Here is a 24,791-nt window from a genome sequence, read left to right on the forward strand (position 1 = left end):
GGTGGGCGTTACAGGTACTTCACTTCAAAGGTCGCCGAACCATCCAACTGCACCTCGTTGGTGAGTGTTAGAGATTTGGCCGGCGCGATGGCGGTGTTGAGCACCACTTCCACACTCATGTCTTGCAATGGGTGCGGCAGCCAGCCGTTGGTAGCGTCGAAGCTACCCAGTGCGATCAAGGCGTTAGGCACGACCGCATCGTCTTCATACAGCTCTCCCCAGCGACCTTCGCTGCGCGTACTCAGCAAGGTTGAGGCTACGTCAGCCACTGGGTTGCGCATGGTCAGGAAATACCTGCCCAGTTTCTCGGTGTCGTTGATCAGGCCCAGGCCAAAAGCACTGTTTTGGGTAGAGGAACCGGTGCGGTTGTCGAAGGGCGTGATGGCAAACAGTGTCGAACCCTCGCAACTGACCGACAGTTTTATGGTTTGGTCAGGAAGCCGGGTTTGGACGTCGGCATTCAGGTCTTTGGCTGAGATCTTTCCGAAATCGACAGCTCCCGGCAGGCTGGGCGTACAGGCGCTGGGCGTGATTACGCCCGTTACTGTCATGTCCACGCTGCTGGCGGCAAACGTCGGCAGCGCATTGGCGAGCAGCAGGACAGAGCTCAACAGGGTCAGGGATTTGTTCATTTCAATACATTCCACTACAGGGCTGGCTGATAAAGGCGCGCACACCGCATCGTCCGATCTTTCAAGGAGGACGGTGATCAGGGCGGCTGGTCGTGTTTGATTGGGCTCGCCGGTGGCAGCAAGTCCATTCCCTCTTTGCGGGGTGACGGCAATTTAGCTGCCGGGTGGGGGCGGGGAAATACAACTTTTACGACAATCCTGGCCGGCGTTATTCCTACCTAAGTGCGTGGGAATTAATGATCAAATTTGTAGGAAAGTTAGTGTTTTTCGTAGTTGTTGTATCGCCAGGTTCATAGGTAAACCGTTATTTGTCGCTGCTTATTAATGGTCATGTGAGTGTCACGCAAGTGTCGCACGTTGTTCTCGGTTGGCTGTTAAAGCCTTTCACCCACTCACGATGTGTGCCGAGAACCCATGGGCTTGAAAATTAATGTAAGCGCATTGAGGTGAGTCTGGTGACAAGGGTATTTTTTAATCCAGTACCTGTCCTGAAGTTGACACCTTTACTCTCGCCACCGTTGATGGAAGGCCCCGCTGATGGTGCGCGCCATACCGCCTGGCCGACACGCAGCAGCCTGATCGAGATTTTCGGCAGTGATGAGGTGGTGAACCGCGTGCTGGTCAGTCTGATCAACGAAGCACGGGAAGATGACGCTTTGCTTGACCAGGCCCGGGCCAGCGCCGATGCGCCATTGGTGGTAGAGCGCCTGCACCGTCTGGTGGGGAGTCTGGCGTTCGTGGGGGGCGCTGACCTGGAATTGAGTGGCGAGCAACTGATCGCGCATGTCAAAGCCCGAGGCGTCTTGGCCAGTACCCCGCATTTGCAAGCGTTTCAGCGCAACTTGCATGTCTACATCCGTTATCTGAGTCGGTTATGAATAGTGCTGCCTGGAAGTTCGCAAGATGCTGTTCGGATGTGTACTAGGTTTTGGATGTAGGTAATTTCTTTTTATGTTGTAGGCATGAAGTTATTGGCTATCAATTGCTGGGCGCGGTCCGAAACGTGTCGCGTCAGGTAGTTGTTGAGCCGCTTGGACAGGGGTATTTTTGCGCGAATTCATTTTGCCATCATTCGTGGGTATTTATGCTTCGTGTAATTGTTGCCGACGATCATCCCATTGTGCGTATCGGCCAACGGGTGGTGATTGAGGCGGGCGGTAAATGCAAAGTGGTTGGCGAGGCCGATGGGCCCGATGAATTGCTCCGGTTATTGGAGACCGTCGCCTGTGATGTGCTGGTGACCGACTTCGCCATGCCGGGCGGTCAGCAGGCGGACGGTTACGGACTGCTGGGCCTGTTGCGCCGCCAGTATCCGGATTTGCCGGTGATCCTGGTCACGATGTTTGCCAATGTCGCGACGCTGCGTGCGTCGTTCGCCCATGGCGCGCGGGCGATCGTCGCCAAGAGCGCGTCGGCCCGGGAGCTGCCGATTGCGATCAGCACCGTGATCAAAGGCCAGACCTTCGCCAGTGAATGCCTGCGCGCGCAGATGGAGGAGGCAGGCACGGGGGATCAGTCGCAACAGCCGCAATTGTCGAGCAAGGAACGCGAAGTGGTGCGCATGCTCGCCAGCGGCATGACCGTCAGCCAGATCGCCGCGCGGGTCAATCGCAGTATTTCCACGATCAGCAAACAGAAAAGCACGGCCATGAGCCGGCTGTGCATTTCCACCGACGTCGACCTGTTCGCCTACGCCCGCAGTTGCGGCATGGTGCCCTAGGGTTTGGGCCGTCATCACCTGTGCAAATGCCGATAGAGTTTTGCCGGTGCGCAGACTATCTTGAGCGGCCTACAACCCCAGGTTTGGAAGCTGCCCATGAGTGATGCCCACAACGCCTTGATTACTGAGTTTTACAGCGCCTTCCAGCGCCTGGACGCCGAGGCCATGGCCGCCTGCTACACCGACGACGTTGTGTTCAGCGACCCGGCCTTCGGCGAATTGCGCGGCCGTGATGCGGGCGACATGTGGCGCATGCTGACCACGCGGGCCAAGGATTTCTCCCTGACGTTCGACCATGTACGCAGCGATGACACCACCGGCAGTGCGCATTGGGTGGCGACTTACCTATTCAGTGCCACCGGCAACACGGTGGTCAACGATATCGGCGCGCGGTTCGTGTTCCGCGACGGCAAGATCTGTGAGCACCACGACCACTTCGACCTGTGGCGCTGGTCGCGCCAGGCGTTGGGCATCAAGGGCCTGTTGCTGGGCTGGTCGCCGGCCTTGAAAAATGCCGTCCGCGCCCAAGCACGCAAAGGCCTCAAGGCATTTCAGGCCGGGCGTTGATAAGATTGGCGCTCCTCTGGCTTGCCGACATGAACTGTGACTGATCTTCCTCCACCCAAGCCCTGGTTCGTCTACCTGGTGCGCGCCGCCAATGGCTCGCTGTATTGCGGCATCAGCAATGATCCGCTGCGCCGCTTCGCCACGCACCAGAGCGGCAAGGGCGCGCGGTTCTTCCTGTCCAGCCCGGCCGTGGCGCTGGTATACACCGAGCAATGCGCAAGCAAGGGCGAGGCGCTGCGCCAGGAGCGGTTGATCAAGAAGCTGAAGAAGAGTGCCAAGGAGTGTTTGGCGGCGCAGGGCTCATTGATCTGACTGATGGGTTCCCATCACGCCGCCATAGCCCGTTGCGCGCTAAGCTGCGGGTTCATTTTTCCAAGTGGACCCCGGCATGTCTGAACTCATCCTGCACCACTACCCAACCTCTCCATTCGCGGAAAAAGCTCGGCTGCTGCTGGGTTTCAAAGGTTTGTCCTGGCATTCGGTGCATATCTCGCCGGTGATGCCCAAGCCGGACCTGACGGCCCTCACCGGCGGCTATCGCAAAACCCCAGTGCTGCAAGTGGGCGCCGATATCTATTGCGACACCGCCTTAATTGCCCGTCGCCTTGAGCAGGAAAAAGCCGCGCCGGCGCTGTTCCCGCTGGGCCAGGAAATGATCACCCAAACCTTCGCCACCTGGGCCGACAGCGTGGTGTTTGCCCACGCGGTGAGCCTGGTGTTCCAGCCAGAATCGGTGGCGGTGCGTTTTGGCAAGCTGCCACCGGAAGCGATCAAGGCGTTTCTTGCCGACCGCGCCGCGCTGTTCAGTGGCGGCACCGCGAGCAAGCTGCCGACTGAGCTGGCCAAGCACCAATGGCCGGCGATCATGGCGCGGCTGGAGCAGCAACTGCAGCGTGAGTCGGGGGACTTCCTGTTTGGCGAGCCGTCGATTGCCGACTTTGCTATGGCCCATCCGTTGTGGTTCCTCAAGGCCACGCCGGTAACCGCGCCGTTGGTGGACGCGTATCCGGCCGTATCTGCGTGGCTGGGGCGTGTGCTTGGTTTTGGTCACGGCACGTCCAGCCAGATGACTGCCGAGCAGGCGTTGGAGATTGCGCGCGACGCCACACCGGCGCCGCTGCCGGACGAGGTGTTCGAGGACTTGAATGGCTTCAAGGCCGGCCAGCAGGTGACCATCGGCGCCATCGACTACGGCGTCGACCCGGTCGCCGGCGAATTGCTCTTTGCCGGGCGCGAAGAGCTGATCCTGCGCCGCACCGACCCGCGTGGCGGCACCGTGCACGTGCACTTCCCGCGCTTTGGTTTTCGCATTCAGGCGCAGTAAGAAAAATATTTGCAAATAAACGTGAGGTAAACCGGTGGCCCATCCGTGTAGTGCTTGAAACTGCGATCTATTCGCATTAACAGCGTTTTCTACACGGGTTCTCACAGCATGAAGTCGACGGCGGGCGGTTTGGTTAAACAGTGGCTGGGAGCCTCGGTATTGGCGGTATCGGGGTTGGCCTTGCTGCCCCTGTGCGTGGCTCAGGCGCAGGAGCAGCAAAGCGCTCAGTTCACGTTTGCCCTGGCTGCCAAACCGCTGCCCCAGGCTCTGAGTGATTTCAGCCGGGTCACCGGAATCAGCGTGATCTACACCGATGAAGCGCCCTACGGCCTCAGCGCCCCGGCCGTGAGCGGGCAGATGAGCGCGACCCAGGCCCTGCAACGCTTGCTGGGCAACTCCGGCTTCACCTTCCGCCAGATCGACGCCCGCACGCTGGCGCTTGAGCCGGTGCCGACCGATGGCGCAGTCAACCTTGGCGCTACCACCATCAGTGGCGTCGGCCAAACCCAGGACAGCACCAGCTACCAGCCGCCACCCACCAGTTCGGTGATGCGCTCCCGTGCCCTGCTGCTGGAAACCCCGCAAACCGTCAACGTGGTGCCTGCCCAAGTGCTGCGCGACCAGACCCCACGCAACCTGGATGACGCCCTGGGCAACATCAGCGGCATCACCCAGGCCAACACCTTGGCCAGCACCCAGGACGCCGTGATGCTGCGCGGCTTTGGCGACAACCGTAACGGCTCGATCATGCGTGACGGCATGCCGGTGGTGCAGGGCCGCGCCTTGAATGCCACGGCGGAGCGTGTCGAAGTGCTCAAGGGCCCGTCGTCGCTGCTGTATGGCATCCAGGATCCGGGGGGCGTGGTGAACATCGTCAGCAAAAAGCCCGAACTGACTCAATCCACTGCCCTGACCGTGCGCGGCTCGACCTTTGGCAACGGCAAAAACGGCAGCGGTGGCGGCCTCGACACCACCGGCCCCATCGGTGACTCGGGCCTGGCCTATCGGCTGATCGTCGATCATGAAGACGAGGACTACTGGCGCAATTTCGGCACCCACCGCGAGACCTTGGTCGCGCCGTCCCTGGCCTGGTACGGCGACAGCACCCAGCTCTTGTTCGCCTACGAACACCGCGAGTTTCTCTCGCCGTTCGACCGTGGCACCGCCATCGACAAGTCCAATCATCCGCTGGACATTCCATCCACCCGGCGCCTGGATGAACCGTTCAACAACATGGAAGGCCGCTCCGACCTTTACCGCTTCGAAGCCGACCACGACCTGAACGACGACTGGAAAGCCCACTTCGGCTACAGCTGGAATCGCGAAACCTACGATGCCAGCCAAGTGCGCGTCAGCGCGGTAAACACGGATGGAACCCTGACCCGCAAGATGGACGGCACCCAGGGCGCGATCACCACCGACCGCTTCACCACCGTCAGCCTGGAAGGCAAGGTCAATGTGTTCGGCCTGCAGAATGATCTGGTATTCGGCATGGACGATGAGTACCGCAAGATCTACCGCGCCGACCTGATTCGCCAGGCCTCGCGCACGACGTTCAACTACAACAACCCGGTGTACGGCAACGAAGTCGCGGGCACCACGGTCAGCGCCGCCGACAGCGCCCAGACCGACCTGTTGCGCAGCGACTCGCTGTTCTTCCAGGACGCGATTCATCTCACCGACCAGTGGATTTTTGTCGCGGGCGCGCGCTACCAGATGTACGACCAATACGCCGGCAAAGGCGTGCCGTTCAAGGCCAACACCAATGGCAACGGCCAGGCCTGGGTGCCGCGTGCGGGGCTGGTGTATCGCTACACCGATGAGTTGTCGTTCTACGGCAGCTACACCGAGTCGTTTAAACCCAACTCCACCATCGCCGCCCTGGCCGATGGCAGCACGCTGACCGGTGACCTCACGCCAGAAGAATCCAAGTCGTGGGAGTTGGGCGCCAAGCTCGATATTCCAGGACGTATCACCGCCAGCGCGGCACTGTTCAATATCGACAAGCGCAACGTACTGGTGTCGGTGGGATCCCTCGCGAACACCATCTACAGCATCGCCGGCCAGGTGCGGTCCCGTGGTCTGGAACTGGATGCCAGCGGCCAGTTGACCGACAAGTGGAGCGTGATCGGCAGCTACGCCTACACCGACGCCGAAGACATCAAGGACAAAGACCCGACACTGCAAGGCAACCGCCTGCAAAACGTGGCCAAGCACACCGGCTCGCTGTCGGTCGCCTATGACTTCGGCAGCATTTTTGGTGGCGATCAACTGCGCGTGGGCACGGGTGCACGCTACGTCGGCGAACGCGCCGGCGACGCCGCCAACGATTTCGATCTGCCGGGTTACACCGTGGCCGACGCGTTTGCCACCTACGACACCAAGATCGAAGGGCAGAAGGTCAAGTTCCAGCTCAACGTGAAGAACATGTTCGACCGCACCTACTACACCTCCGCGGCCAGCCGGTTGTTTGTGTCCATTGGTGATGCGCGGCAGGTGTCGGTGTCCAGTACCCTGGAGTTCTAAAACCTGACGGGCTCCCTATGGCAAGTGTGCTCCTTGTGGTGGGCAGGCTTCCTGTGGTGAGCGGGCTTGCCCCGCGTTGGGCTGCGAAGCAGTCCCAAAACAGACTCTGCGGTGTTCCTGAAAGAACGCGGCGGCATCAGTAAGGGCGGCTTTGCCACCCAGCGCGGGGCAAGCCCGCTCGCCACAAAGGTACGGAGCTGTTAGCGTTGCGGCCATTAATGGCTTTGCGGAACACAGTACTGATGCACTTTGGAAGATGGCTACACCTGCTGTGTCTGAGCGTTTTACTGGGCGGCTGTGCGAGTGTTTCGCCGCCGTCCACGCCTTCAACACTGGATCACCTGCTGGCCGATCCTGTCCTCAACGGCGCCACCGTCTCCCTGATGGTGCGCGACGCCCGCAGTGGCAGCACCCTTTATCAGCACAACCCGCGCACACGCTTGGTTCCTGCGTCCAACCTCAAATTGCTGACCACGGCGGCGGCAATGGATGTGCTGGGGCCCCAGTATCGGTTCTCCACGCAACTGTTGAGCGACGGCTCGCAGCAAGGCGAGCGCCTGACCGGTAACCTGTACCTGCGTGGCCTTGGCGACCCGACCACACAGTTTTCCGACTACCAGGCATTGGCCGCCCAACTGGCGAGCCAGGGCGTGCGCCAGGTGCAGGGTGACTTGGTGTTCGACGACACCTGGTTCGACGCCGAGCGCCTGGGCGTTGATTGGGCCCAGGATGACGAAAGCACCTACTACGGTGCGCAGATTTCCGCGCTGACGGTATCGCCCAATACGGATTTTGACGCGGGCACCTTGATCGTCACGGCCAAGGCGTCGGTTATTTCCGGCCAGCCGGTGACTGTTTCTATAAGCCCGCCCACCGATTACGTACAACTCAGTAACCGCGCCGTCAGCGGCCCCGGCAACAGCTATGGCATCACTCGTCAGCACGGCACCAACGTGCTGCAACTCACTGGCGCGCTGGCGCCGGGCAAACAAAGCCGGCAGTGGGTCAGTGTGTGGGAGCCGACGCAACTGGTGGCCAATCTGTTCGAGCAGGCATTGGCGCAGCAGGGCATCCAGGTGATGGGGCGCAGGGTGATTGGCGGTGCAAGCCCGGCGACGGCCAGGGTGCTGGCGGAGCATCAGTCGGCACCGTTGCAGGCACTGATCACGCCACTACTCAAACTCTCGAACAACAACATGTCCGAGGCGTTGCTCAAAGCCATGGGGCGCAAGACCGCCAACGCGGGCACAGCGCAGGCGGGTGTGGCAGCGGTAGCGGCGTTTATGAAACGCCAGGGAATGCACCCGTCGACGCTGGTCCAGGTGGACGGCTCGGGCTTGTCGCGGCGTAACCTGGTGTCGTCGCAGAACCTCACGGACCTGCTGATCGGGACCGCGAAACAACCGTGGTTCGAGGCTTGGTACAACGCCTTGCCGATTGCCGGCAACGCCGACCGTATGACCGGCGGCAGCCTGCGCTATCGCTTGCGCGGCACCGCAGCTGAAAACAACCTGCACGCCAAGACCGGCTCCATGGCCGGCGTGTCATCGTTGAGCGGCTATATCACCGATGCCGAGGGGCGGCGCCTGGTGTTCTCGATGATCAGCAATAACTACGTGAGTGACGCCGCGCCCATCCGCGCGTTGGAGAACCGTGTCGTGCAGGCCCTGACCCAATGGCACGACTAGCTCAGGGTTGATAGCCCATCCGCCAACTCACGGCCTGGGTCGCCGCCAGCAGACGCTGCGCCGCCGGGCCATCTTCGTCGGCGTGGAACAGCGAGGTGGGGCCGACCACGGTCATCACCGCCGCCACGTTCCCGACCGCGTTGAACACCGGCGCTGACAGCGCGTCCACCCCCGGCATCAGCAGGCCATGCACAAAGTGCAGGCCACGGCTGCGGATCTGCTCGCAGGTGGTTGCGTAGGTTTGGTCGTCCGCCAGGGCATGGGCGATACCGGCCTGGATCTCACGCTCGCGCAATTCCACGGTTTCCCGCGTTGGCAGGAACGCGCTGAACACCAGTCCGGTGGACGAACTGAGCAGCGGCAATACCGAGCCCAACTGCGTCACCACCGTAACCGCACGCACCGCCGGTTCGATGTGCACCACGGTCGCGCCCTGGTTGCCCCACACCGCTAAAAAGCAGGTTTCATTCAAGTCATCGCGCAACTCGGCCAGGGGCATCGCGCCGACTTTCAGCACGTCCATGCTGCCCAGCGCCGCCAAGCCCACCCGCAGCGCTTCGCGGCCCAGGCCATAGTGGTTAGTGGCGGTGTTCTGTTCGGCAAAACCCGACGCGATCAACGCCTGCAGGTAGCGGTGAACTTTGCTTGCCGGCATTTGCACATGTTCGGCCAGGCGCGACAGCGACGTGGCGGGCGACAACTCGGCCAGGGCCTTGAGGATATCGGTGCCCACTTCGGCCGAGCGGACTTTTTGTTTACCGGTGTCGCGAGGCTTTTCCATGGAAGGGCGAGGATCCGAGAGATGAATGGGCGTCTTTATAGCTTGACGGTCGATAGTGATCAAATTACGTTATGCGTAACTCGATTACGATAAAAACAACTTCCGTACAGAGGATGCTCCATGAACCTCGAATACCTTTCGGGCTTCGGCAATGAATTCGCCAGCGAAGCCCTGCCCGGCGCATTGCCGGTCGGCCAGAACGCCCCGCAAAAAGCGCCCTACGGGCTGTATACCGAACTGTTCTCCGGCACTGCCTTCACCATGGCGCGCAGCGAAGCACGCCGCACTTGGCTGTACCGCATCCAGCCGTCGGCCAATCACCCGGCGTTCGTCAAATTGGAACGGCAGTTGGCCGGTGGCCCATTGGGCGCGGTGACGCCCAATCGTCTGCGCTGGAACCCGCTGGATATTCCGAGTGAGTCGACGGACTTCATCGACGGCCTTGTTGGGATGGTGGCTAACTCCGGGTCAGAAAAGCCTTCAGGCATCAGCATCTACACCTACCGTGCCAATCGATCGATGGAACGCGTGTTCTTCAATGCTGATGGCGAACTGTTGATCGTCCCCGAGCAGGGCCGCTTGCGTGTCGCCACCGAACTCGGTGTGCTGGATGTTGAGCCGCTGGAAATCGTGGTGTTGCCGCGCGGTCTTAAATTCCGCGTCGAACTGCTGGATGCGCACGCACGCGGTTATGTGGCGGAAAACCACGGCGCGCCGCTGCGTCTGCCGGACCTTGGCCCAATTGGCAGCAACGGTCTGGCCAACCCACGCGACTTCCTCACTCCCGTTGCCCACTACGAAGACCTGAAGCAGCCTACAACCCTGGTTCAGAAATTCCTCGGTGAACTGTGGGCCTGTGAACTCGACCATTCACCGCTGAACGTGGTCGCCTGGCACGGTAACAACGTGCCGTACAAATACGACCTGCGCCGCTTTAATACCATCGGCACCGTGAGTTTCGATCACCCGGACCCGTCGATCTTTACCGTGTTGACCTCGCCTACCAGCGTGCACGGCCTGGCCAACCTCGACTTCGTGATCTTCCCGCCACGCTGGATGGTGGCCGAAAACACCTTCCGCCCGCCGTGGTTCCACCGCAACCTGATGAACGAATACATGGGCCTGATCCAGGGCGCCTACGACGCCAAGGCCGAAGGCTTCCTGCCGGGCGGCGCGTCACTGCACAGTTGCATGAGCGCTCACGGTCCGGACGGCGAGACCTGCACCAAGGCCATCAACGTCGAGTTGGCGCCGCACAAGATCGATAACACCATGGCCTTCATGTTCGAGACCAGCCAAGTGCTGCGTCCCACTCAGTTCGCCCTGGACTGCCCGCAACTACAACCTGCTTACGACGCGTGCTGGGCCTCGCTGCCCAACACCTTCAACCCGAACCGGAGATAACCCATGACTCAGCCCACTTCTACCCGCAGCTGGGTGGCCTGCGCCAACGGTCACCGCGACTTTCCACTGCAGAACCTGCCACTGGGCGTGTTCAGCATCAACGGTTCGGCCCCCCGCAGTGGCGTGGCGATTGGCGACTATATTTTCGACCTGCAGGCCGCTTTGGATGCATTTGAAGGTGAGGCACGCCGAGCGGTTGAAGCGACAGCGGGCGGGCAGTTGAACGCGTTTTTCGAACTGGGCCGTGGCCCGCGTGTTGCCCTGCGGGAACGCCTGTTGGAGTTGCTCGGTGAAGGCAGCCCGCTGCAAGCGCGTGAGGCGCAGGTGCTGCACCGTGCCGCCGATTGCCAGATGCATGTGCCGGCCCGGATCAACGACTACACCGACTTTTATGTAGGCATCGAGCACGCGCAGAACGTCGGCAAGCTGTTCCGCCCCGACAACCCTTTGCTGCCTAACTACAAGTACGTGCCGATCGGTTATCACGGCCGCGCTTCGACCATTCGTGCTTCCGGCGCCGATGTGCGCCGTCCCAAGGGCCAGACCCTGCCCGCTGGCCAGACCGAGCCGACCTTCGGCCCCTGTGCACGGTTGGACTACGAGCTGGAGCTGGGCATCTGGATCGGCCAGGGCAACGCCATGGGCGACTCGATTGCCATCGGCGATGCCGCCGAGCACATCGCCGGCTTCTGCCTGCTCAACGACTGGTCCGCGCGGGACATTCAGGCCTGGGAATACCAGCCGCTGGGGCCGTTCCTGTCGAAAAGCTTCATCACCACGATTTCGCCCTGGGTCGTCACGGCCGAAGCGCTGGAGCCGTTCCGCAAGGCGCAACCCGCTCGTCCCGAGGGCGACCCTCAACCACTGCCGTACTTGCTGGATAAACGTGATCAGGCCGCCGGTGCGCTGGATATCGAACTGGAAGTGCTGCTGACCACCGCTGCCATGCGCGAACAGAAATTGCCGGCCCATCGCCTGGCCCTGAGCAACAGCCTGCATATGTACTGGACCGTCGCGCAGTTGGTGGCACACCACAGCGTCAACGGCTGTCAGTTGCAGGCGGGTGATCTGTTCGGTTCCGGCACTTTGTCCGGCCCTGAGGCCGGGCAGTTCGGCAGCCTCCTGGAGATGACCGAAGGCGGCAAGAAGGTCATCGAATTGCCGTCGGGCGAAGTGCGCAGGTTCCTGGAGGATGGTGATGAAGTCATCCTGCGTGCCCGTTGCACCCGCGAAGGGTTCGCCTCCATCGGCTTCGGCGAATGCCGTGGCACTGTGGTCGCCGCACGTTAAGAGGGCAGGGTGATGGAACTCTATACCTACTATCGTTCCACTTCGTCGTACCGGGTGCGTATCGCTTTGGCCCTCAAGGGCCTGGATTTCACGGCGATACCGGTGAACCTGTTGGCCCCGGCAGGCGGTGCCAATCGTCAGCCGGAGTACCTGGCTATCAACCCGCAAGGCCGTGTGCCGGCCTTGCGCACCGATGACGGCGAGCTGTTGATTCAGTCGCCGGCGATCATCGAGTACCTGGACGAACGTTATCCGCAGGCGCCGCTGCTCTCCAAAGACCTGGCCACCCGCGCCCACGAGCGCGCGGTGGCGTCGATCATCGGCTGTGATATCCACCCGCTGCACAACTCCAGCACCCAGAACCTGCTGCGCCAATGGGGGCACGATGAGGCCAAGGTGTTGGAGTGGATCGGCCACTGGATCAGCCAGGGGCTGGGCGCGGTGGAACAGTTGATTGGCGATACCGGGTTTTGCTTTGGCGAACAGCCTGGGATGGCGGATGCGTTTCTGATTCCCCAGCTCTATGCGGCGGAGCGCTTCAAGGTGCCGTTGGCGGCTTATCCGCGCATTGGGCGGGTGGCCGGCTTGGCGGCGCAGCATCCGGCGTTTATTCAGGCCCATCCCGCGAATCAACCTGATACCCCGTGATGTTCAGGTTTGCACAGAACCCAATGTGAGAGGGAGCAAGCCTCCTTCCACATTGGATTTGTGTCACTTCAAATAAAAATAAACAGGTACCTTGCGATGCACAATCAGATTGCCAGCTTTCGCGCGGCACTCGACGCCCGTCCGGTGTCGCGCTATCAGTGGTTGATCCTCCTGTTGCTGGCGCTGCTACTGGTCACCGATGGCTACGATGCCCAGGTGCTAGGTTACGTGGTGCCGGCCCTGGCGTCGGATTGGGGATTGGAAAAAGCCGCGTTCGGCCCGGTGTTCAGCGCCAACCTGTTGGGGCTCACATTGGGCTCGCTGCTGGTAACGCCTCTGGCTGACCGATTTGGCGTGCGGCGCATCCTGCTGGGCTGCGTGTTGATCTATGCCTGCCTGACCCTGCTGATGGTGTTCGCCAACTCACTGACCTCCCTCATGGCTGCGCGGTTTATCTGCGGTATCGGCATGGGCGGTGCGATGCCCAGCGCCATGGCATTGATGTCGGAGTATTCCCCACCGCGCCTGCGCACCCTGATGGTGACCTTGGCGGCGTGTGGTTTCTCGTTCGGCGGTGCGGCCGGTGGGTTCGTGGCGGCGGGGTTTATCGACAACTTCGGCTGGCAGGCGGTGTTCCTGGCCGGTGGCGTCACACCGTTGCTGCTGTTTCCGTTTCTGATTTGGCTGTTGCCTGAGTCCTTGCCGCGCTTGCTGCGAGATGCTCCACCGTACGTGCGATTGCGCAAAGTGACAGGGCGTATGCTGCCCGACTGGCAGCCGCCGCTGGCGAGCGCGGCAGAAAACCTGCAAGAACAGGGAAGCAAACTGACGGTGGTGGAGCTGTTTCGCAACGGCTATGCGCGTCCGACCGTGCTGATTTGGTCGACCTTTTTTGTCAGCCTGATCCTGCTGTATTTCATGATCAGTTGGTTGCCGTCGCTGCTGTTGGAGAGCGGCCTGGCGTTGAAGGAAGCCAACCTGGTGACGTCGATGTTTCTGTTCGCCGGCACCTTGGGCGCTATCGGTATGGCCTGGTTTGCCGACCGGCTCAAAAGCAAGGTGCGCCTGCTGTCTGGCGTATTGGCGGCAGCGGCGGTGTGCACCATTCTGCTGGGGCTGAACCACGACAACCCGCGTTACCTGGTGGCCTGCGTGTTTGCGGCGGGGTTCTGCATCATCGGTGGGCAACTGACCCTCAATGCCTTCGCCAGCAATTTCTACCCCGCACACGTGCGCGCCACCGGTACGGGCTGGGCGTTGGGCGTGGGGCGTTTCGGCTCGATCCTGGGGCCGCTGTTTGGCAGCATGTTGCTAGCGATGCATATTCCGGTGCAGCAGATTTTCTTCTTTTGCGCGATTCCGGCTGTGATGGCGGCATTGTTGATTATTCAGGTGCGTTCGCCAGGGCGCGATGCGCCTGTAAGCCCCCTGCCTGGCGATATTCTGAAAGCGCCGGCGAATCACTGAGGATTCGCCCGATGGTCACGCTATTCAATGCACCACTGAGTTGGGCGGCAGGTGCCCCAGGCGCTCGGTCAGGCGCAGGCGTTGGATCGGGTCTTCGCTGAGCATCAGGGCGTGTTCCAAGTCAAAGCGCTCGGCGTTGGGGCAGTCCAGGCGTTGATACAGACTGGCCCGCGCGAGGTAGTCGGCGGCGTTGGCACTGCCCAGTTCCAGCACGCGCTCGGCGTCTACCAGGGCGGCCAGCGGGTTGTCGTTGGATAGATGCAATTGGCGCAGGTTGCGCGAAAGCCTTTGCAGGATCGAACGCGGATCGGCGGTGTGCAGGTGGTCCGCCTGCAGCGTGAGGTTGGGGCCATATTGGCGTTGCAGCAGCTCTCGGCAATCGTTGGGGTACAGGCGTCGGCCGCCGCACGGGTCCAGCAGGTGATCGGCACCGGGCACTCGCAGCAGGAAGTGCCCAGGGAAATTGACGCCAACCATCGGAATATCCAGGCGTCGTGCCAACTCCATGGCAATCAACCCCATGGCCAAGGGCTGCCCGCGTTTGCGCTGTAGCACCTTGTCCAGCAGGGCGGCGGCGGGGCGCAGCGGTGTGAAGTCATCCTGGGCGAACCCCAGGTCATTCATGCACCGCAGCAGCGGTTGACCCAGTTCATCCGCTGGCAACATGGGCATGCTCAGGCTGATCTGTTGTTGCAGTGAGGTCAGGTTCTGCAGAATCTCCAGCGGCTTCACCAAAGGATCGTGCTCGGCGGCGATCCATAACGCCGCTTCGAACAGCGCCGGCGGCGAACGTTGCAGGCAGGCGAAAAAGGCTTGGCGGGGCTTCATTGCTTTCTCCGGCGGATGCCCTCGTTTTAGCCTTGCTGGGAATATTCGTCCAGTGCCTTAAGAAATTTCCCGCGCGCTTATGTCGCAAGCCCTGCAAAACCGGTCGGCTTATTCCAGTGCACTTCGGCAGTTTTCTACCGCAAGCCTATACTTGGCGACACCAGAAGTGATTCGGGAGCTTGACGATGTTTGCTCTCATGCACAGCACCCGCCTTGAATCGCTGCACCTGAGCGTCGACCCGGTCACGGGGCTCAAGGCGGTCATCGCCATTCACAACAGCCGCCTGGGGCCTGCCTTGGGCGGCTGTCGTTATATCGCCTACCCCGACGACGAAAGCGCCGTGGCCGATGCTGCGCGGCTGGCCCAGGGCATGAGCTACAAGGCCGCCCTGGCCGGGTTGCCGGTGGGTGGCGGCACCGCGGTCATCCTGCGCCCCGCCCATGTGGAAAACCGTGCGGCGCTGTTTGAAGCCTTTGGGCGTTGTGTGGAACAACTCGACGGCCGCTACATCACCGCTGTCGACAGTGGCACCTCGGTGGCCGACATGGATTGCATCGCCCAGCACACTCGCTTCGTTACCAGCACCACCGCCGCAGGCGATCCATCGCCCCATGCGGCCATGGGCGTGTTCGCCGGTATTCGCACCACTGCCATGGCCCGCCTGGGCAGCGACAACCTTGAAGGGCTGCGCGTGGCAATCCAGGGCCTGGGCAACGTCGGTTACGCACTGGCTGAACAACTTCACGCCGCCGGCGCTGAATTGCTGGTCAGCGACATCGACCACGGCAAAGTGCAACTGGCCATGGAACAACTGGGCGCGCACCCCATCGCCAACGACGCCTTGCTCAGCACGCCCTGTGACATCCTCGCGCCCTGTGGCCTTGGGGCAGTGTTCAACCGCACCAGCGTCGGGCAACTGCGCTGCGCCGCCGTGGCCGGGTCCGCCAGCGCGCAATTGACCAACCTGCAAGTGGCCGATCAACTGGAAGGGCGCGGCATCCTCTACGCCCCGGACTATGTGATCAACTCCGGTGGCTTGATATATGTGGCCCTCAAGCACAGCGGCGCCGAACTGCCGACCATCACCGCGCACCTGTCCAACATCGGCAAACGCCTGACCGAAATCTACGCCCACGCCCAGGCGGAAAAACGCTCCCCAGCACGTGTGGCTGATGAACTCGCCGAGCGCCTGCTCTACGGATGATCAGGCATTAAAAAGGCCCTGAATCATTGATTCAGGGCCTGTTCAATTCGGACTTTATTCCGCCGCTGCGTTGAGCAACTCGGACAACGCGTCCGGCTGGCTCTTGAACGCCTTGGCAAATACATCGCGATTCTTCGCCATGTAGATCCCGGCTTCTTCCACCTGCTGCTCGCTCAGGGACGGCACGGCTTTTTGCAACACTTCTGCCAGCAACTCAGCGAGTTCAAGCATTTTGTCATGACGGTCAGCTTCGGCTTTATCCATGAACAAACGCTCCAGATCTCGGCTGCTGCGGTATACCACTTCGACGGCCATTCACCACCTCACATGCCTTCACGATAGTTGTCTTTTGCGACTACTGTATTTATATACAGCTAAAAGGGTAAGCCAAACCGTGTGGTTTGGGTAGCAGTTTTTTAATGTAGCCCGTAAATACAGGTTTGGCGTGTCTCATCTCACCCCGCCATCATCTTATCCCTGCCTCTGGCCTTTTTTCTGCATGCAGAACAACCGTCACGTCCAACCCGCATTATCCGGTCGAATCGACCTAAGGAAGTACCCTCGTGAAAATCAACTGGGCCGAAAAGCTGCGCCAGCAAGTCCATGGGCTGGCTGAATCGCTGGGCAATCTGTTTGTGGAGTCGTTCCACTACCTGGCGCTGTTCGCCATTGGTGCGGTGACCGCCTGGGCGGCGGTGATGGAATTTCTGGGGATGCTGGAGAACGGACACATCAAGATCGATGACATCTTGCTGCTGTTCATCTATCTGGAATTGGGCGCCATGGTCGGGATTTATTTCAAGACCAACCACATGCCAGTGCGCTTCCTGATCTACGTGGCAATCACTGCGCTGACGCGTCTGCTGATCTCCAACGTGTCCCACCACAATCCGCCAGACTTGGGCATCATTTACCTGTGCGGTGGGATCTTGCTGTTGGCATTCGCGATTCTGGTGGTGCGTTACGCCTCGTCGGCATTCCCGTCGGTGAAGGTGGAAGGCCCGCGTCGCAAGGGCGAGGCGAGCCTGGAAACCGAGAAGGGCGAGCTTTAAAGCCCGACGCTGAAGGGCAGGGGGCGGGTGGGCGGTCGCTGCAATAATTTGTGATCGCCATCCGTCATCACCGCCAGGATCTCCATGGCACTGTGGCCCTGCTCGATGGCAATGCCGAACTGGATGCTCTGCACCAGGCGTTTGAGCCGTTGCGGGTCGTTGCGTTGTGCGGCGCTGATCATGCGCTTGGCCACCACGCCATCCTCATTCGAGAGGGTGAGCATGATGCTGCCGTCCAGCCGTTGAATACTCAGGTTGACGCGGTATTTTGGGGTGAAGGTGTCGGTGATGATCTGAAAAGGATTGTCCATGGTGCGTTACCGCCTGATAAGAACATGCAGTCATTGACGACCGGTGTCGTGATTAGTTCGCGTCTCCTGACCACCGGCCACTCCGTCGCTGAGGTTGTACAAATTCCGTTTACCTCATGAGCTGTACAGCAAGGGGCGTGCCGTACAGTGGCCTTCCAGGCGCCGTGATCCCAATGTGGGAGGGGGCTTGCTCCCGATAGCGGTCCTTCAGCCGAGCATTTATTGGCTGAAGGACCGCTATCGGGAGCAAGCCCCCTCCCACAATTGTTTTGGGTTGTTATTGAAATCGGTGACCTGTTTCAGGGCAGTACAGAGAAAACGATCGCAGACAGCGCAATCACGCCGATCACCACCACAAATACATTCGACACCTGGCCCGAATACTGGCGCAAGGCTGGCACGCGCTGGATCGCGTACATCGGCATCAGGAACAACAGGCACGCGATAATCGGCCCGCCCAGGGTTTCGATCATGCCCAGGATGCTTGGGTTGAAGGTGGCCACGGCCCAGCAGGTCAGCACCATGAACAGGGCGGTGCTACGTTCCAGCCACTTGGACGACAGGGAGCGGTTACGCCCGCGCAGAGATTTGACGATCAAGCCCTGGAAGCCTTCGCTGGCGCCGATGTAGTGGCCAAGGAAGGATTTGGTAATGGCCACCAGCGCGATCAACGGCGCGGCGTAAGCGATCACAGGGGTTTGGAAGTGGTTGGCCAGGTACGACAGGATCGAAATGTTCTGCGCCTTGGCTGCCGCCAGGTCCGCCGGGGACAGAGCCAGCACGCAGCTGAAGCAGAAGAACATCACCGTCAGCACCATCATGCCGTGGGCTGTGGCGAGGATGCCGCTGCTTTTGCGCTCGGCCAGCGGGCCGTACACGCGTTTCTGGTCGACGGCGAACGCGGAGATGATAGGTGAATGGTTGAACGAGAACACCATCACGGGGATCGCCAGCCACAGGGTCTTGAAGAACACGGGCAGCGGCATGCCCTCACTGGCAGAAGCGAAAAACGCGCCGTTCCAGTTGGGAATCAGACTGAGCGCAAGCAACAGCAAGGCGGCGACGAACGGGTACACCAGCACGCTCATGGCCTTGACGATCACGCCCTGGCCACAGCGCACAATCGCCATCAAACCCAGGATCAGCACCAGCGACAGGATCGCCCGGGGCGGCGGTGTCATGTGCAGTTGGTGTTCCATAAAGCTGCCCAGGGTGTTGGTCAACGCGACGCTGTACACCAACAAAATCGGGAAGATCGCAAAGAAGTACAGCAAAGTGATCAGCTTGCCTGCACCGACGCCGAAATGTTCTTCGACCACTTCGGTGATGTCGCCGGATGTGCCTGACAGTACAAAGCGCGTCAGCCCACGGTGGGCGAAGAAGGTCATCGGGAAGGCCAGCAACGCCAGCACGATCAGTGGCCAGAAGCCGCCGACGCCGGCGTTGATCGGCAGGAACAAAGTGCCTGCGCCGATGGCGGTGCCATAGAGGCCGAGCATCCAAGTGGTGTCGTGCTTGGTCCAGCCGGTTGTTACGGTGTTTTCTACTTCAACAGGATTTTCGGCAGCAGGTGTACGTACATCGGTCATCGTTATTGCCTCGTTATTATTTTTGCGCGGGCTCACGTTGGGGCAGTCAGGGAATGCTCCTCAGCACTCCACCCAGCTCACGGCCAGGCCGCCCCGTGAAGTTTCTTTGTATTTGTCATGCATGTCGGCGCCGGTATCGCGCATGGTGCGGATCACCCGGTCCAGGGAGATGAAGTGTTTGCCGTCGCCGCGCAGGGCCATTTGCGTGGCGTTGATGGCCTTGACCGCCGCGATGGCGTTGCGCTCGATGCACGGCACTTGCACCAGGCCGCCGACCGGGTCGCAGGTCAGGCCGAGGTTATGTTCCAGGCCGATTTCGGCGGCGTTTTCCAGTTGTTCGGGGGTGGCGCCGAGGATGTCGGCAAGGCCGGCGGCGGCCATGGCGCAGGCCGAGCCGACTTCGCCCTGGCAGCCGACTTCGGCACCGGAGATCGACGCATTTTTCTTACACAGGATGCCGACGGCGGCGGCGGCCAGGAAGAAATTGACCACGTCGTCGTCGGACGCGTCGGCGTTGAACTTCATGTAGTAATGCAGCACCGCCGGGATGATCCCCGCCGCGCCGTTGGTGGGTGCGGTGACCATGCGTCCGCCGGCGGCGTTTTCTTCGTTGACGGCAAGGGCGAAGAGGTTGACCCATTCCATGGCCGACAAGGTCGAGGTGATGACATTGGGTTTGCCGATTTCCAACAAACTGCGGTGCAATTTCGCCGCGCGCCGTGGCACATCTAGACCGCCGGGCAAGATGCCTTCATCGCGCAGGCCTTGCTCCACGCATTCGCGCATCACCGACCAGATATGCAGCAGGCCGCTGCGGATCTGTTCGTCACTGCGCCACGCGCGCTCGTTGGCCATCATTAACTCTGAAACGCGCAGCCCGTGCTTGTTGCACAAGGCCAGCAGTTCGACGGCGCTGGAAAAGTCGTAGGGCAATTCAACATCGCTGGTCGGCGCAATGCCTGACGCTGCTTCGGCAGCTTCGATGATGAAACCACCGCCCACCGAGTAATACGTCTGCTCGCTAAGCAGTCCGCTGTCGCCATAGGCGTGTAGGGACATGGCGTTGGGGTGGTAGGGCAGGCTTTCTTCCAGCAGCAGGAGATCGGTGTGCCAGTTGAAAGCAATGTCCTGGGCGCCTGCCAGCAGTAAGCGGCCGGTCTCGCGCAGTTGCTGGATACGGCTGTTGATCGAGGTGGGGTCAATACGGTCCGGCCATTCACCCATCAGGCCCATTACGCAGGCGCGGTCGGTGGCATGGCCGACGCCGGTGGCGGACAGCGAGCCGTACAAACGCACTTCAACCCGTCGGGTGTCGGTAAGCAATCGCTGGTCGATCAGGGCTTGGGCGAAGGTCGCCGCTGCCCGCATGGGGCCGACGGTGTGGGAGCTGGACGGGCCGATGCCCACCTTGAATAGATCAAAAACACTGATAGCCATGCTAAACCCTTACAAGCAATGGAGTAGGAATCGCTGCCATGTTTTGTAGGACGAGCGCAATTGGCGCGATACTGAGCCTCTGGATCGGCACTGACCAACGAATTATCCTAAGACACCCTTTAGCAGGACTAAACCCTATGGCTCGCCCTCTCCATGGCCAGACTTATGTCTGGTTGCACGTGTTTTCCTGCGCTGCGCGGCATCTGTCGTTCACTCGCTGCGCCGAAGAACTGCACATCACACCGGGGGCGGTGAGCCAACAAATCCGCCAGTTGGAGGAGCGTCTTGGGTTTCGGCTGTTCCATCGACGGGCGCGGGGTGTGGAGTTGAGTGCGGAGGGGCAGCGGTTGGCGGCTACGGTGGGGGAGGCTTACGGCAGCATTGATGCCGAATTGCAGCGGCTCGATGCGGGGATGATCAGCGGCACCTTGCGTCTACGCTCGATCCCGTCGTTTCTCGGCAAGTGGCTCACCCCACGTTTGCCACGCTTGCAGCAACGCTTTCCGGACATCCAACTGCGCATGGTTGCCGAGGACAGCAGCATTGCCCTGCATGAGGGGGACTTCGACCTGGCTATCGACTTGAACGACGGCAGCTACCCTGGGCTGTTATCCACAGCCTTGCTGGATGAGCAGATATTTCCGGTGTGTGCGCCAAGCCTATTGCGCGGTCGTCCGCCCTTGCATGGCCCGGCCGACCTTGTGCATTTCCCGCTGCTGCACGACATCACCGCCTGGCGTGGGAGTTATGAGTATGCCGAGTGGGAGTTTTACCTGAATGCAATTGGCTACCACGACGCCGATGTTCGCCGCGGCCACACCTTCAACCGCAACCACTTGACCATAGAAGCCGCCATCGCCGGTATGGGCGTGGCGATTGCGCGGCGTACTTTGCTCAACGATGAGCTGGAGCGCGGCACCTTGATCGTGCCATTTGGCCTCGCGGTGCCCAACCACAAGCGCTATGTGCTGCTGTATGCGCCGGGCGCACTGAGCCATCCGGGCGTGCGCGCGGTGCATGACTGGCTGGTAGAGGAAGCGGGGATTTTTCGCGGATTGCACCCGTTGGGAGAGGGGCAATTATGACGTTTACAGAGCGTAAGAAGATGTAACTAACTCCCCACCCTAACAGCGTTTTTGCCCGTAGTCAGGCTTAATTTGTAATGTAGGATTTATCTTTGCAAAGGGGTTGAATTGTTCGTCTGGCTGCTCAATTGTGTAATCAAGAGGTCATGGTTTCACCACCCCGGTGTTGCAGTTTGTGACCTCTCGCGAGCTAGCTGAAATAAGGGAAGAACTATGCAAATCCAAGTCAATAGCGATAACCATATTGAAAGCAGCATCCGACTGGAGGAGTGGGTACGTACTACCATTGAGAGCACGCTCGAACGTTATGAAGAAGACCTGACCCGAGTGGAGGTCTATCTGCGGGATGAGAACGGCGACAAGCCCGGTCCCCACGATTTAAGTTGCCGCCTGGAAGCGCGGCCAAAAGGCCATCAACCACTGTCGGTATCCGCCAAGGGCGATACCCTGGAACAAGCGATCGACAGTGCGGCCACCAAGCTGGACCACGCGTTGGAGCATCTGTTTGGCAGACTGCAAGGCAAGCCCCGCGCTGCCGCGAAAAAACAGCCAATCAACAAAGTGAATGAAGACGCGCTGGAACAGGAATTCCTGGAAAACGAAAACGCTGTTATCAACGGCTAACTTTCTTTTGACCCCCTCAAACGGGCCTGCATCTGCAGGCCCGTTTTCGTTTAGCGCCTGCGTCGGAAAAAATACCGGCTCAGCACCGCCAGCCCGCCAGCACCCAACCCGGCAAACAGCATCGCCCAACCGGCGCCGTGGCGCAGTGCTGCCTGAGCGTCGTCGACTGTCAGCCCCATCGACTCGAGTTTTCCTGCGGCAATGTTTTGACTGATAACCGGCCAATCCATTGCCGTGGCAGCGGGCAGCACCTCGGCCAGGTGATGGCTGATCCCCAGCAACAGCACCAACCCCATCAGGGCAATGTTGAGCGCCAGGGTGATCAGCCGCGCACTGAGGTCGATGCCTGAGGCCATGCCCGCGCGGTCCGCCGACACCGAACCGGTGGTGGTGTTGGTGGTGGGCGAGTTGGTCAGCGCCAGGCCTACGCCGGCGATCACGCAACTGAACAGCACCAACTCGATACCTGGGTGCTCGGCGCCGTTGACGGCGGCCATGGCCAGAAAGCCCGCGCCCATCAGGCCCAGGCCCAAGGGGATAATGCGTTCGGCGCCATAGCGCAGAGCCAGGCGCTCGGCCAGCGGCGGCACCAGCAAGGTCGGCAAGGTGTAGGCGAGTAGGGCTGCGCCGGTGGTCAGGGTGTCGTAACCCAGGCCCGCCTGGAAGTACAACGGCAGGTAGATCATGAACGGCCAGAAGCTGAAGTTCATGCCGATAGAGCCCATCAACGCGCCGTTGAAACGCTGGATGCGGAACACCGAGAAGTCGAACATTGGGTGTGCACTGCGAAGCTCGACCGCGATGAACAGCAGCAAGCCGAGCACCGACAACGCCGCCCAACCGAGCATGGCCGGTGCGCCGAAGCCGTGCTCGCTGCCTTGGGTGATGAAGTACACCAGGGCAAACACCGACACGGTCAAGGTGAGCATACCGGCGATGTCCAGGCGACGGGCGGCCGGGTCGCGGGACTCCTGCACGCTGATGTGCAGCAGCACCAGGGTGAACAGGGTGAGCGGCACGTGCACGAGGAACACCCAACGCCAATCCGCCACCGCCAGGATCAATGCGCCGATCATCGGTCCGAAGCCCAGGCCCACGCCAGCAATCACGCCCCATATTGCAAAGGCCCGTGCCCGTGCTACCGGTTCGCTGAACAGGTGCGACAGGATGGCGAACTGGCAAATCATCATCGCTCCGGCACCGATGCCCTGAACAAACCGCGCCGTTATCAGCAGCGAAGCCTCCTCGGCCAGCCCACAGGCCAGCGAGGCCAGGCCAAACACCCACAGGCACAACACCAGCATGCGGCGACGGCCAAAGCGATCCGCCAATGTGCCCGCCGCCATCAGCACGCTGGTACAGGCCAAGGTGTAGGCGTTCATGATCCATTGGGCGTCCTGGAAGCCCGTGCCCAACTCTCGCTCGAGCGTCGGCAGGATCACCGGGACGCTGGAAATCTCCAGGCCGAACATCAGCGCGACGAGGCACACGGCAGTGAGGGCCAGCCCATTCCTGGCGGTGCGCGGGCGGCTGGTGGCGGTTAACGTGGCGACGGGTGGCATCGGACTCTCCTGTGGATGGGTATCGGGATATTTTCAGGGGAATAGGGTTCGTTATTCGTGATAAGTTTTCTGCTCATAGGGGAATTAAGGGCGACAATAGAGCCATGGCCACACCGCGTTTTGATGGCGTTGAGCTGTTTCTGCAAATCGTCGAAAGCGGCAACCTGACCGAGGCCGCCGAACGCCTGAATCTCACACGCTCGGCGGTTGGCAAGGGCCTGGCGCGATTGGAGGCACGCTTGGGCACGTGCCTGCTGCAGCGCTCCACCCGCCGCCAGCGTTTGACCGAGGACGGCCAGGCGTACTACGAACATTGCCTGCGGGCGTTGGCGGAACTCGAGGCTGCCGAATCGGTGCTGGAAAGCGGCCGGCAACAGCCACGCGGCCGCTTGCGGGCCAGCTTGCCGCTGGCCTTCGGGCACCACTACGCGGCCCCGGCATTGTGGGGATTGATGGCGCGTTATCCGGAATTGGAAATCGAGATCAGCTTCGCCGATCGGCTGGTGGACCTGGCACAGGAAGGCTTCGACGTCGCCGTGCGGATCGGCCCGCTCCCCGACACCGACCGCCTCAGTGCGCGTCGGCTGGGCGAGCAGGCCGTGGGACTGGCGGCGTCACCGGCGTACTTGCAGCGCGTTGGGCCGATTGAATGCATCGAAGACCTTGCCGGCCATCGCGGCATCGCCTACCGCAGCAGCACCCCGCACCGCAATCGCGTGGCCTCGCCGTTAATGATGGACGACCTCCAGGCTGTGGCCGATGCCGCCATCGCGGGCGTCGGCCTGGCCTGGTTGCCGAGTTGGTTGATTGCGCACTATGTGCTGCGTGGGAAGTTGGTCGCAGTATTGCCCGACTATCGCGAGCAACCTGCGCCCATCCATGTGATCTGGCCCACGGCCACGCATATGCCGGCCAAGACACGGTGTGCAATCGATGCATTGGTCGAAGCCACCCCCAGTTGCCTGGCGGGCAGTTAGAACCGGCGGGTCAGGGCGAGCATTCTATTAAGGCAAACGGGTTTGTTGTGGCGAGTGGGCTTGCCCCGCGTTAG

At 61.0% G+C, this 24,791-nt stretch carries 24 protein-coding genes; 16 read left to right on the forward strand and 8 right to left on the reverse strand.

Annotation, left to right across the window (positions count from 1 at the left end):
- Positions 1-8: 8 nt before the first annotated feature.
- Entirely contained in the window at positions 9-632 is a 624-nt protein-coding gene (locus LRO94_RS05920) for a DUF1120 domain-containing protein (protein WP_179179495.1), read from the reverse strand.
- Positions 633-1,153: 521 nt separating this feature from the next.
- Between LRO94_RS05920 and LRO94_RS05925 the strand changes: the two genes are divergently transcribed.
- The 7 genes from LRO94_RS05925 (at position 1,154) to dacB (ending at position 8,457) form a co-directional block, all read left to right on the forward strand.
- A complete protein-coding gene (locus LRO94_RS05925) occupies positions 1,154-1,510 on the forward strand; it encodes a hypothetical protein (protein WP_050442825.1) in 357 nt (118 codons plus the stop codon).
- Between the two features lie 206 nt (positions 1,511-1,716).
- Positions 1,717-2,352 (forward strand): response regulator transcription factor, encoded by a 636-nt coding sequence (locus tag LRO94_RS05930; RefSeq protein WP_122680329.1) that lies wholly within the window; start codon positions 1,717-1,719, stop codon positions 2,350-2,352.
- Positions 2,353-2,448: 96 nt separating this feature from the next.
- Complete coding sequence (locus LRO94_RS05935) at positions 2,449-2,919, forward strand: nuclear transport factor 2 family protein (protein WP_032886392.1); 471 nt, start codon at positions 2,449-2,451, stop codon at positions 2,917-2,919.
- Between the two features lie 36 nt (positions 2,920-2,955).
- Positions 2,956-3,231, forward strand: a complete 276-nt coding sequence (locus tag LRO94_RS05940) for a GIY-YIG nuclease family protein (RefSeq protein WP_032886393.1) — start codon at positions 2,956-2,958, stop codon at positions 3,229-3,231.
- Positions 3,232-3,307: 76 nt separating this feature from the next.
- Positions 3,308-4,243, forward strand: a complete 936-nt coding sequence (locus LRO94_RS05945; protein ID WP_032886394.1) for a glutathione S-transferase family protein — start codon at positions 3,308-3,310, stop codon at positions 4,241-4,243.
- A 108-nt stretch (positions 4,244-4,351) separates the two neighbouring features.
- On the forward strand, positions 4,352-6,769 hold the full coding sequence (locus tag LRO94_RS05950; protein WP_032886395.1) for a TonB-dependent siderophore receptor: 2,418 nt from the start codon (positions 4,352-4,354) through the stop codon (positions 6,767-6,769).
- A gap of 242 nt (positions 6,770-7,011) precedes the next feature.
- Complete coding sequence (gene dacB, locus LRO94_RS05955) at positions 7,012-8,457, forward strand: D-alanyl-D-alanine carboxypeptidase/D-alanyl-D-alanine endopeptidase (RefSeq protein ID WP_179179494.1); 1,446 nt, start codon at positions 7,012-7,014, stop codon at positions 8,455-8,457.
- 1 nt (position 8,458) lies between these two features.
- Here the strand turns inward: dacB and LRO94_RS05960 are convergent, their stop codons facing one another.
- A complete protein-coding gene (locus LRO94_RS05960) occupies positions 8,459-9,238 on the reverse strand; it encodes an IclR family transcriptional regulator (RefSeq protein WP_032886396.1) in 780 nt (259 codons plus the stop codon).
- Positions 9,239-9,358: 120 nt separating this feature from the next.
- Here LRO94_RS05960 and hmgA point away from each other — a divergent pair, with 120 nt between their 5' ends.
- The 4 genes from hmgA to LRO94_RS05980 all read left to right on the forward strand — a co-directional run bounded on the left by hmgA (position 9,359) and on the right by LRO94_RS05980 (position 14,047).
- Positions 9,359-10,642, forward strand: a complete 1,284-nt coding sequence (gene hmgA, locus LRO94_RS05965) for a homogentisate 1,2-dioxygenase (RefSeq protein WP_179179493.1) — start codon at positions 9,359-9,361, stop codon at positions 10,640-10,642.
- Positions 10,643-10,645: 3 nt separating this feature from the next.
- Positions 10,646-11,932, forward strand: coding sequence for a fumarylacetoacetase (fahA, locus tag LRO94_RS05970; protein WP_032886399.1), 1,287 nt, complete (start codon positions 10,646-10,648; stop codon positions 11,930-11,932).
- 12 nt (positions 11,933-11,944) lie between these two features.
- Positions 11,945-12,580, forward strand: a complete 636-nt coding sequence (gene maiA / locus LRO94_RS05975; protein WP_095183901.1) for a maleylacetoacetate isomerase — start codon at positions 11,945-11,947, stop codon at positions 12,578-12,580.
- Between the two features lie 96 nt (positions 12,581-12,676).
- A complete protein-coding gene (locus tag LRO94_RS05980; protein WP_179179492.1) occupies positions 12,677-14,047 on the forward strand; it encodes an MFS transporter in 1,371 nt (456 codons plus the stop codon).
- 24 nt (positions 14,048-14,071) lie between these two features.
- On the opposite strand, the gene LRO94_RS05985 is transcribed toward LRO94_RS05980, so the two are convergent.
- Positions 14,072-14,875 (reverse strand): SirB1 family protein, encoded by an 804-nt coding sequence (locus LRO94_RS05985; protein WP_032886404.1) that lies wholly within the window; start codon positions 14,873-14,875, stop codon positions 14,072-14,074.
- 185 nt (positions 14,876-15,060) lie between these two features.
- Between LRO94_RS05985 and LRO94_RS05990 the strand changes: the two genes are divergently transcribed.
- Positions 15,061-16,080: a Glu/Leu/Phe/Val dehydrogenase family protein gene (locus LRO94_RS05990; protein WP_032886406.1), complete on the forward strand. Its 1,020-nt coding sequence runs from the start codon at positions 15,061-15,063 to the stop codon at positions 16,078-16,080.
- A 54-nt stretch (positions 16,081-16,134) separates the two neighbouring features.
- Here LRO94_RS05990 and LRO94_RS05995 read toward each other — a convergent pair whose 3' ends face one another.
- Complete coding sequence (locus tag LRO94_RS05995; protein ID WP_003171979.1) at positions 16,135-16,395, reverse strand: YebG family protein; 261 nt, start codon at positions 16,393-16,395, stop codon at positions 16,135-16,137.
- Positions 16,396-16,643: 248 nt separating this feature from the next.
- On the opposite strand from LRO94_RS05995, the gene LRO94_RS06000 reads away from it, so the two are divergent.
- Positions 16,644-17,132 carry a phosphate-starvation-inducible protein PsiE gene (locus LRO94_RS06000; RefSeq protein ID WP_017526243.1) on the forward strand — a complete coding sequence of 163 codons (489 nt, stop codon included), beginning with the start codon at positions 16,644-16,646 and terminating at the stop codon, positions 17,130-17,132.
- Here LRO94_RS06000 and LRO94_RS06005 read toward each other — a convergent pair.
- The 3 genes from LRO94_RS06005 to LRO94_RS06015 form a co-directional block, all read right to left on the reverse strand.
- Positions 17,129-17,443: a DUF3509 domain-containing protein gene (locus tag LRO94_RS06005; protein ID WP_032886408.1), complete on the reverse strand. Its 315-nt coding sequence runs from the start codon at positions 17,441-17,443 to the stop codon at positions 17,129-17,131. The two genes, LRO94_RS06000 and LRO94_RS06005, sit on opposite strands and share 4 nt — an antisense overlap.
- 299 nt (positions 17,444-17,742) lie before the next feature.
- The gene (locus LRO94_RS06010; protein ID WP_122755633.1) at positions 17,743-19,032 is read right to left on the reverse strand and encodes a serine/threonine transporter; all 1,290 of its coding nucleotides are present in this window, start codon (positions 19,030-19,032) and stop codon (positions 17,743-17,745) included.
- Positions 19,033-19,092: 60 nt separating this feature from the next.
- Positions 19,093-20,469: an L-serine ammonia-lyase gene (locus LRO94_RS06015; protein WP_179179491.1), complete on the reverse strand. Its 1,377-nt coding sequence runs from the start codon at positions 20,467-20,469 to the stop codon at positions 19,093-19,095.
- Positions 20,470-20,606: 137 nt separating this feature from the next.
- Here LRO94_RS06015 and LRO94_RS06020 point away from each other — a divergent pair, with 137 nt between their 5' ends.
- On the forward strand, positions 20,607-21,554 hold the full coding sequence (locus tag LRO94_RS06020; RefSeq protein WP_095183904.1) for a LysR substrate-binding domain-containing protein: 948 nt from the start codon (positions 20,607-20,609) through the stop codon (positions 21,552-21,554).
- 213 nt (positions 21,555-21,767) lie between these two features.
- Positions 21,768-22,178, forward strand: a complete 411-nt coding sequence (locus LRO94_RS06025; protein WP_179179490.1) for an HPF/RaiA family ribosome-associated protein — start codon at positions 21,768-21,770, stop codon at positions 22,176-22,178.
- A gap of 50 nt (positions 22,179-22,228) precedes the next feature.
- On the opposite strand, the gene LRO94_RS06030 is transcribed toward LRO94_RS06025, so the two are convergent.
- The gene (locus LRO94_RS06030) at positions 22,229-23,740 is read right to left on the reverse strand and encodes an MFS transporter (protein WP_179179489.1); all 1,512 of its coding nucleotides are present in this window, start codon (positions 23,738-23,740) and stop codon (positions 22,229-22,231) included.
- Between the two features lie 104 nt (positions 23,741-23,844).
- Between LRO94_RS06030 and LRO94_RS06035 the strand changes: the two genes are divergently transcribed.
- On the forward strand, positions 23,845-24,717 hold the full coding sequence (locus LRO94_RS06035; protein ID WP_122755636.1) for a LysR family transcriptional regulator: 873 nt from the start codon (positions 23,845-23,847) through the stop codon (positions 24,715-24,717).
- Positions 24,718-24,791 lie beyond the last annotated feature (74 nt).

This window comes from Pseudomonas sivasensis (genome assembly GCF_021391435.1).
GTDB classification, from domain to species: Bacteria; Pseudomonadota; Gammaproteobacteria; order Pseudomonadales; family Pseudomonadaceae; genus Aquipseudomonas; species Aquipseudomonas sivasensis.

What these genes read in the sequence shown, in the direction of transcription:
- LRO94_RS05985 (WP_032886404.1), bottom strand. Translation starts at nt 14,875, where the DNA reads ATGAAGCCCCGCCAAGCCTTTTTCGCCTGCCTGCAACGTTCGCCGCCG.
- dacB (WP_179179494.1), top strand. Translation starts at nt 7,012, where the DNA reads ATGCACTTTGGAAGATGGCTACACCTGCTGTGTCTGAGCGTTTTACTG.
- LRO94_RS06030 (WP_179179489.1), bottom strand. Translation starts at nt 23,740, where the DNA reads ATGCCACCCGTCGCCACGTTAACCGCCACCAGCCGCCCGCGCACCGCC.
- LRO94_RS05960 (WP_032886396.1), bottom strand. Translation starts at nt 9,238, where the DNA reads ATGGAAAAGCCTCGCGACACCGGTAAACAAAAAGTCCGCTCGGCCGAA.
- LRO94_RS06010 (WP_122755633.1), bottom strand. Translation starts at nt 19,032, where the DNA reads ATGACCGATGTACGTACACCTGCTGCCGAAAATCCTGTTGAAGTAGAA.
- LRO94_RS05950 (WP_032886395.1), top strand. Translation starts at nt 4,352, where the DNA reads ATGAAGTCGACGGCGGGCGGTTTGGTTAAACAGTGGCTGGGAGCCTCG.
- LRO94_RS05925 (WP_050442825.1), top strand. Translation starts at nt 1,154, where the DNA reads ATGGAAGGCCCCGCTGATGGTGCGCGCCATACCGCCTGGCCGACACGC.
- LRO94_RS05945 (WP_032886394.1), top strand. Translation starts at nt 3,308, where the DNA reads ATGTCTGAACTCATCCTGCACCACTACCCAACCTCTCCATTCGCGGAA.
- LRO94_RS06020 (WP_095183904.1), top strand. Translation starts at nt 20,607, where the DNA reads ATGGCTCGCCCTCTCCATGGCCAGACTTATGTCTGGTTGCACGTGTTT.
- LRO94_RS05980 (WP_179179492.1), top strand. Translation starts at nt 12,677, where the DNA reads ATGCACAATCAGATTGCCAGCTTTCGCGCGGCACTCGACGCCCGTCCG.
- LRO94_RS06005 (WP_032886408.1), bottom strand. Translation starts at nt 17,443, where the DNA reads ATGGACAATCCTTTTCAGATCATCACCGACACCTTCACCCCAAAATAC.
- LRO94_RS05990 (WP_032886406.1), top strand. Translation starts at nt 15,061, where the DNA reads ATGTTTGCTCTCATGCACAGCACCCGCCTTGAATCGCTGCACCTGAGC.
- fahA (WP_032886399.1), top strand. Translation starts at nt 10,646, where the DNA reads ATGACTCAGCCCACTTCTACCCGCAGCTGGGTGGCCTGCGCCAACGGT.
- LRO94_RS06025 (WP_179179490.1), top strand. Translation starts at nt 21,768, where the DNA reads ATGCAAATCCAAGTCAATAGCGATAACCATATTGAAAGCAGCATCCGA.
- LRO94_RS06035 (WP_122755636.1), top strand. Translation starts at nt 23,845, where the DNA reads ATGGCCACACCGCGTTTTGATGGCGTTGAGCTGTTTCTGCAAATCGTC.
- hmgA (WP_179179493.1), top strand. Translation starts at nt 9,359, where the DNA reads ATGAACCTCGAATACCTTTCGGGCTTCGGCAATGAATTCGCCAGCGAA.
- LRO94_RS05935 (WP_032886392.1), top strand. Translation starts at nt 2,449, where the DNA reads ATGAGTGATGCCCACAACGCCTTGATTACTGAGTTTTACAGCGCCTTC.
- LRO94_RS05930 (WP_122680329.1), top strand. Translation starts at nt 1,717, where the DNA reads ATGCTTCGTGTAATTGTTGCCGACGATCATCCCATTGTGCGTATCGGC.
- LRO94_RS05995 (WP_003171979.1), bottom strand. Translation starts at nt 16,395, where the DNA reads ATGGCCGTCGAAGTGGTATACCGCAGCAGCCGAGATCTGGAGCGTTTG.
- LRO94_RS05920 (WP_179179495.1), bottom strand. Translation starts at nt 632, where the DNA reads ATGAACAAATCCCTGACCCTGTTGAGCTCTGTCCTGCTGCTCGCCAAT.
- maiA (WP_095183901.1), top strand. Translation starts at nt 11,945, where the DNA reads ATGGAACTCTATACCTACTATCGTTCCACTTCGTCGTACCGGGTGCGT.
- LRO94_RS06015 (WP_179179491.1), bottom strand. Translation starts at nt 20,469, where the DNA reads ATGGCTATCAGTGTTTTTGATCTATTCAAGGTGGGCATCGGCCCGTCC.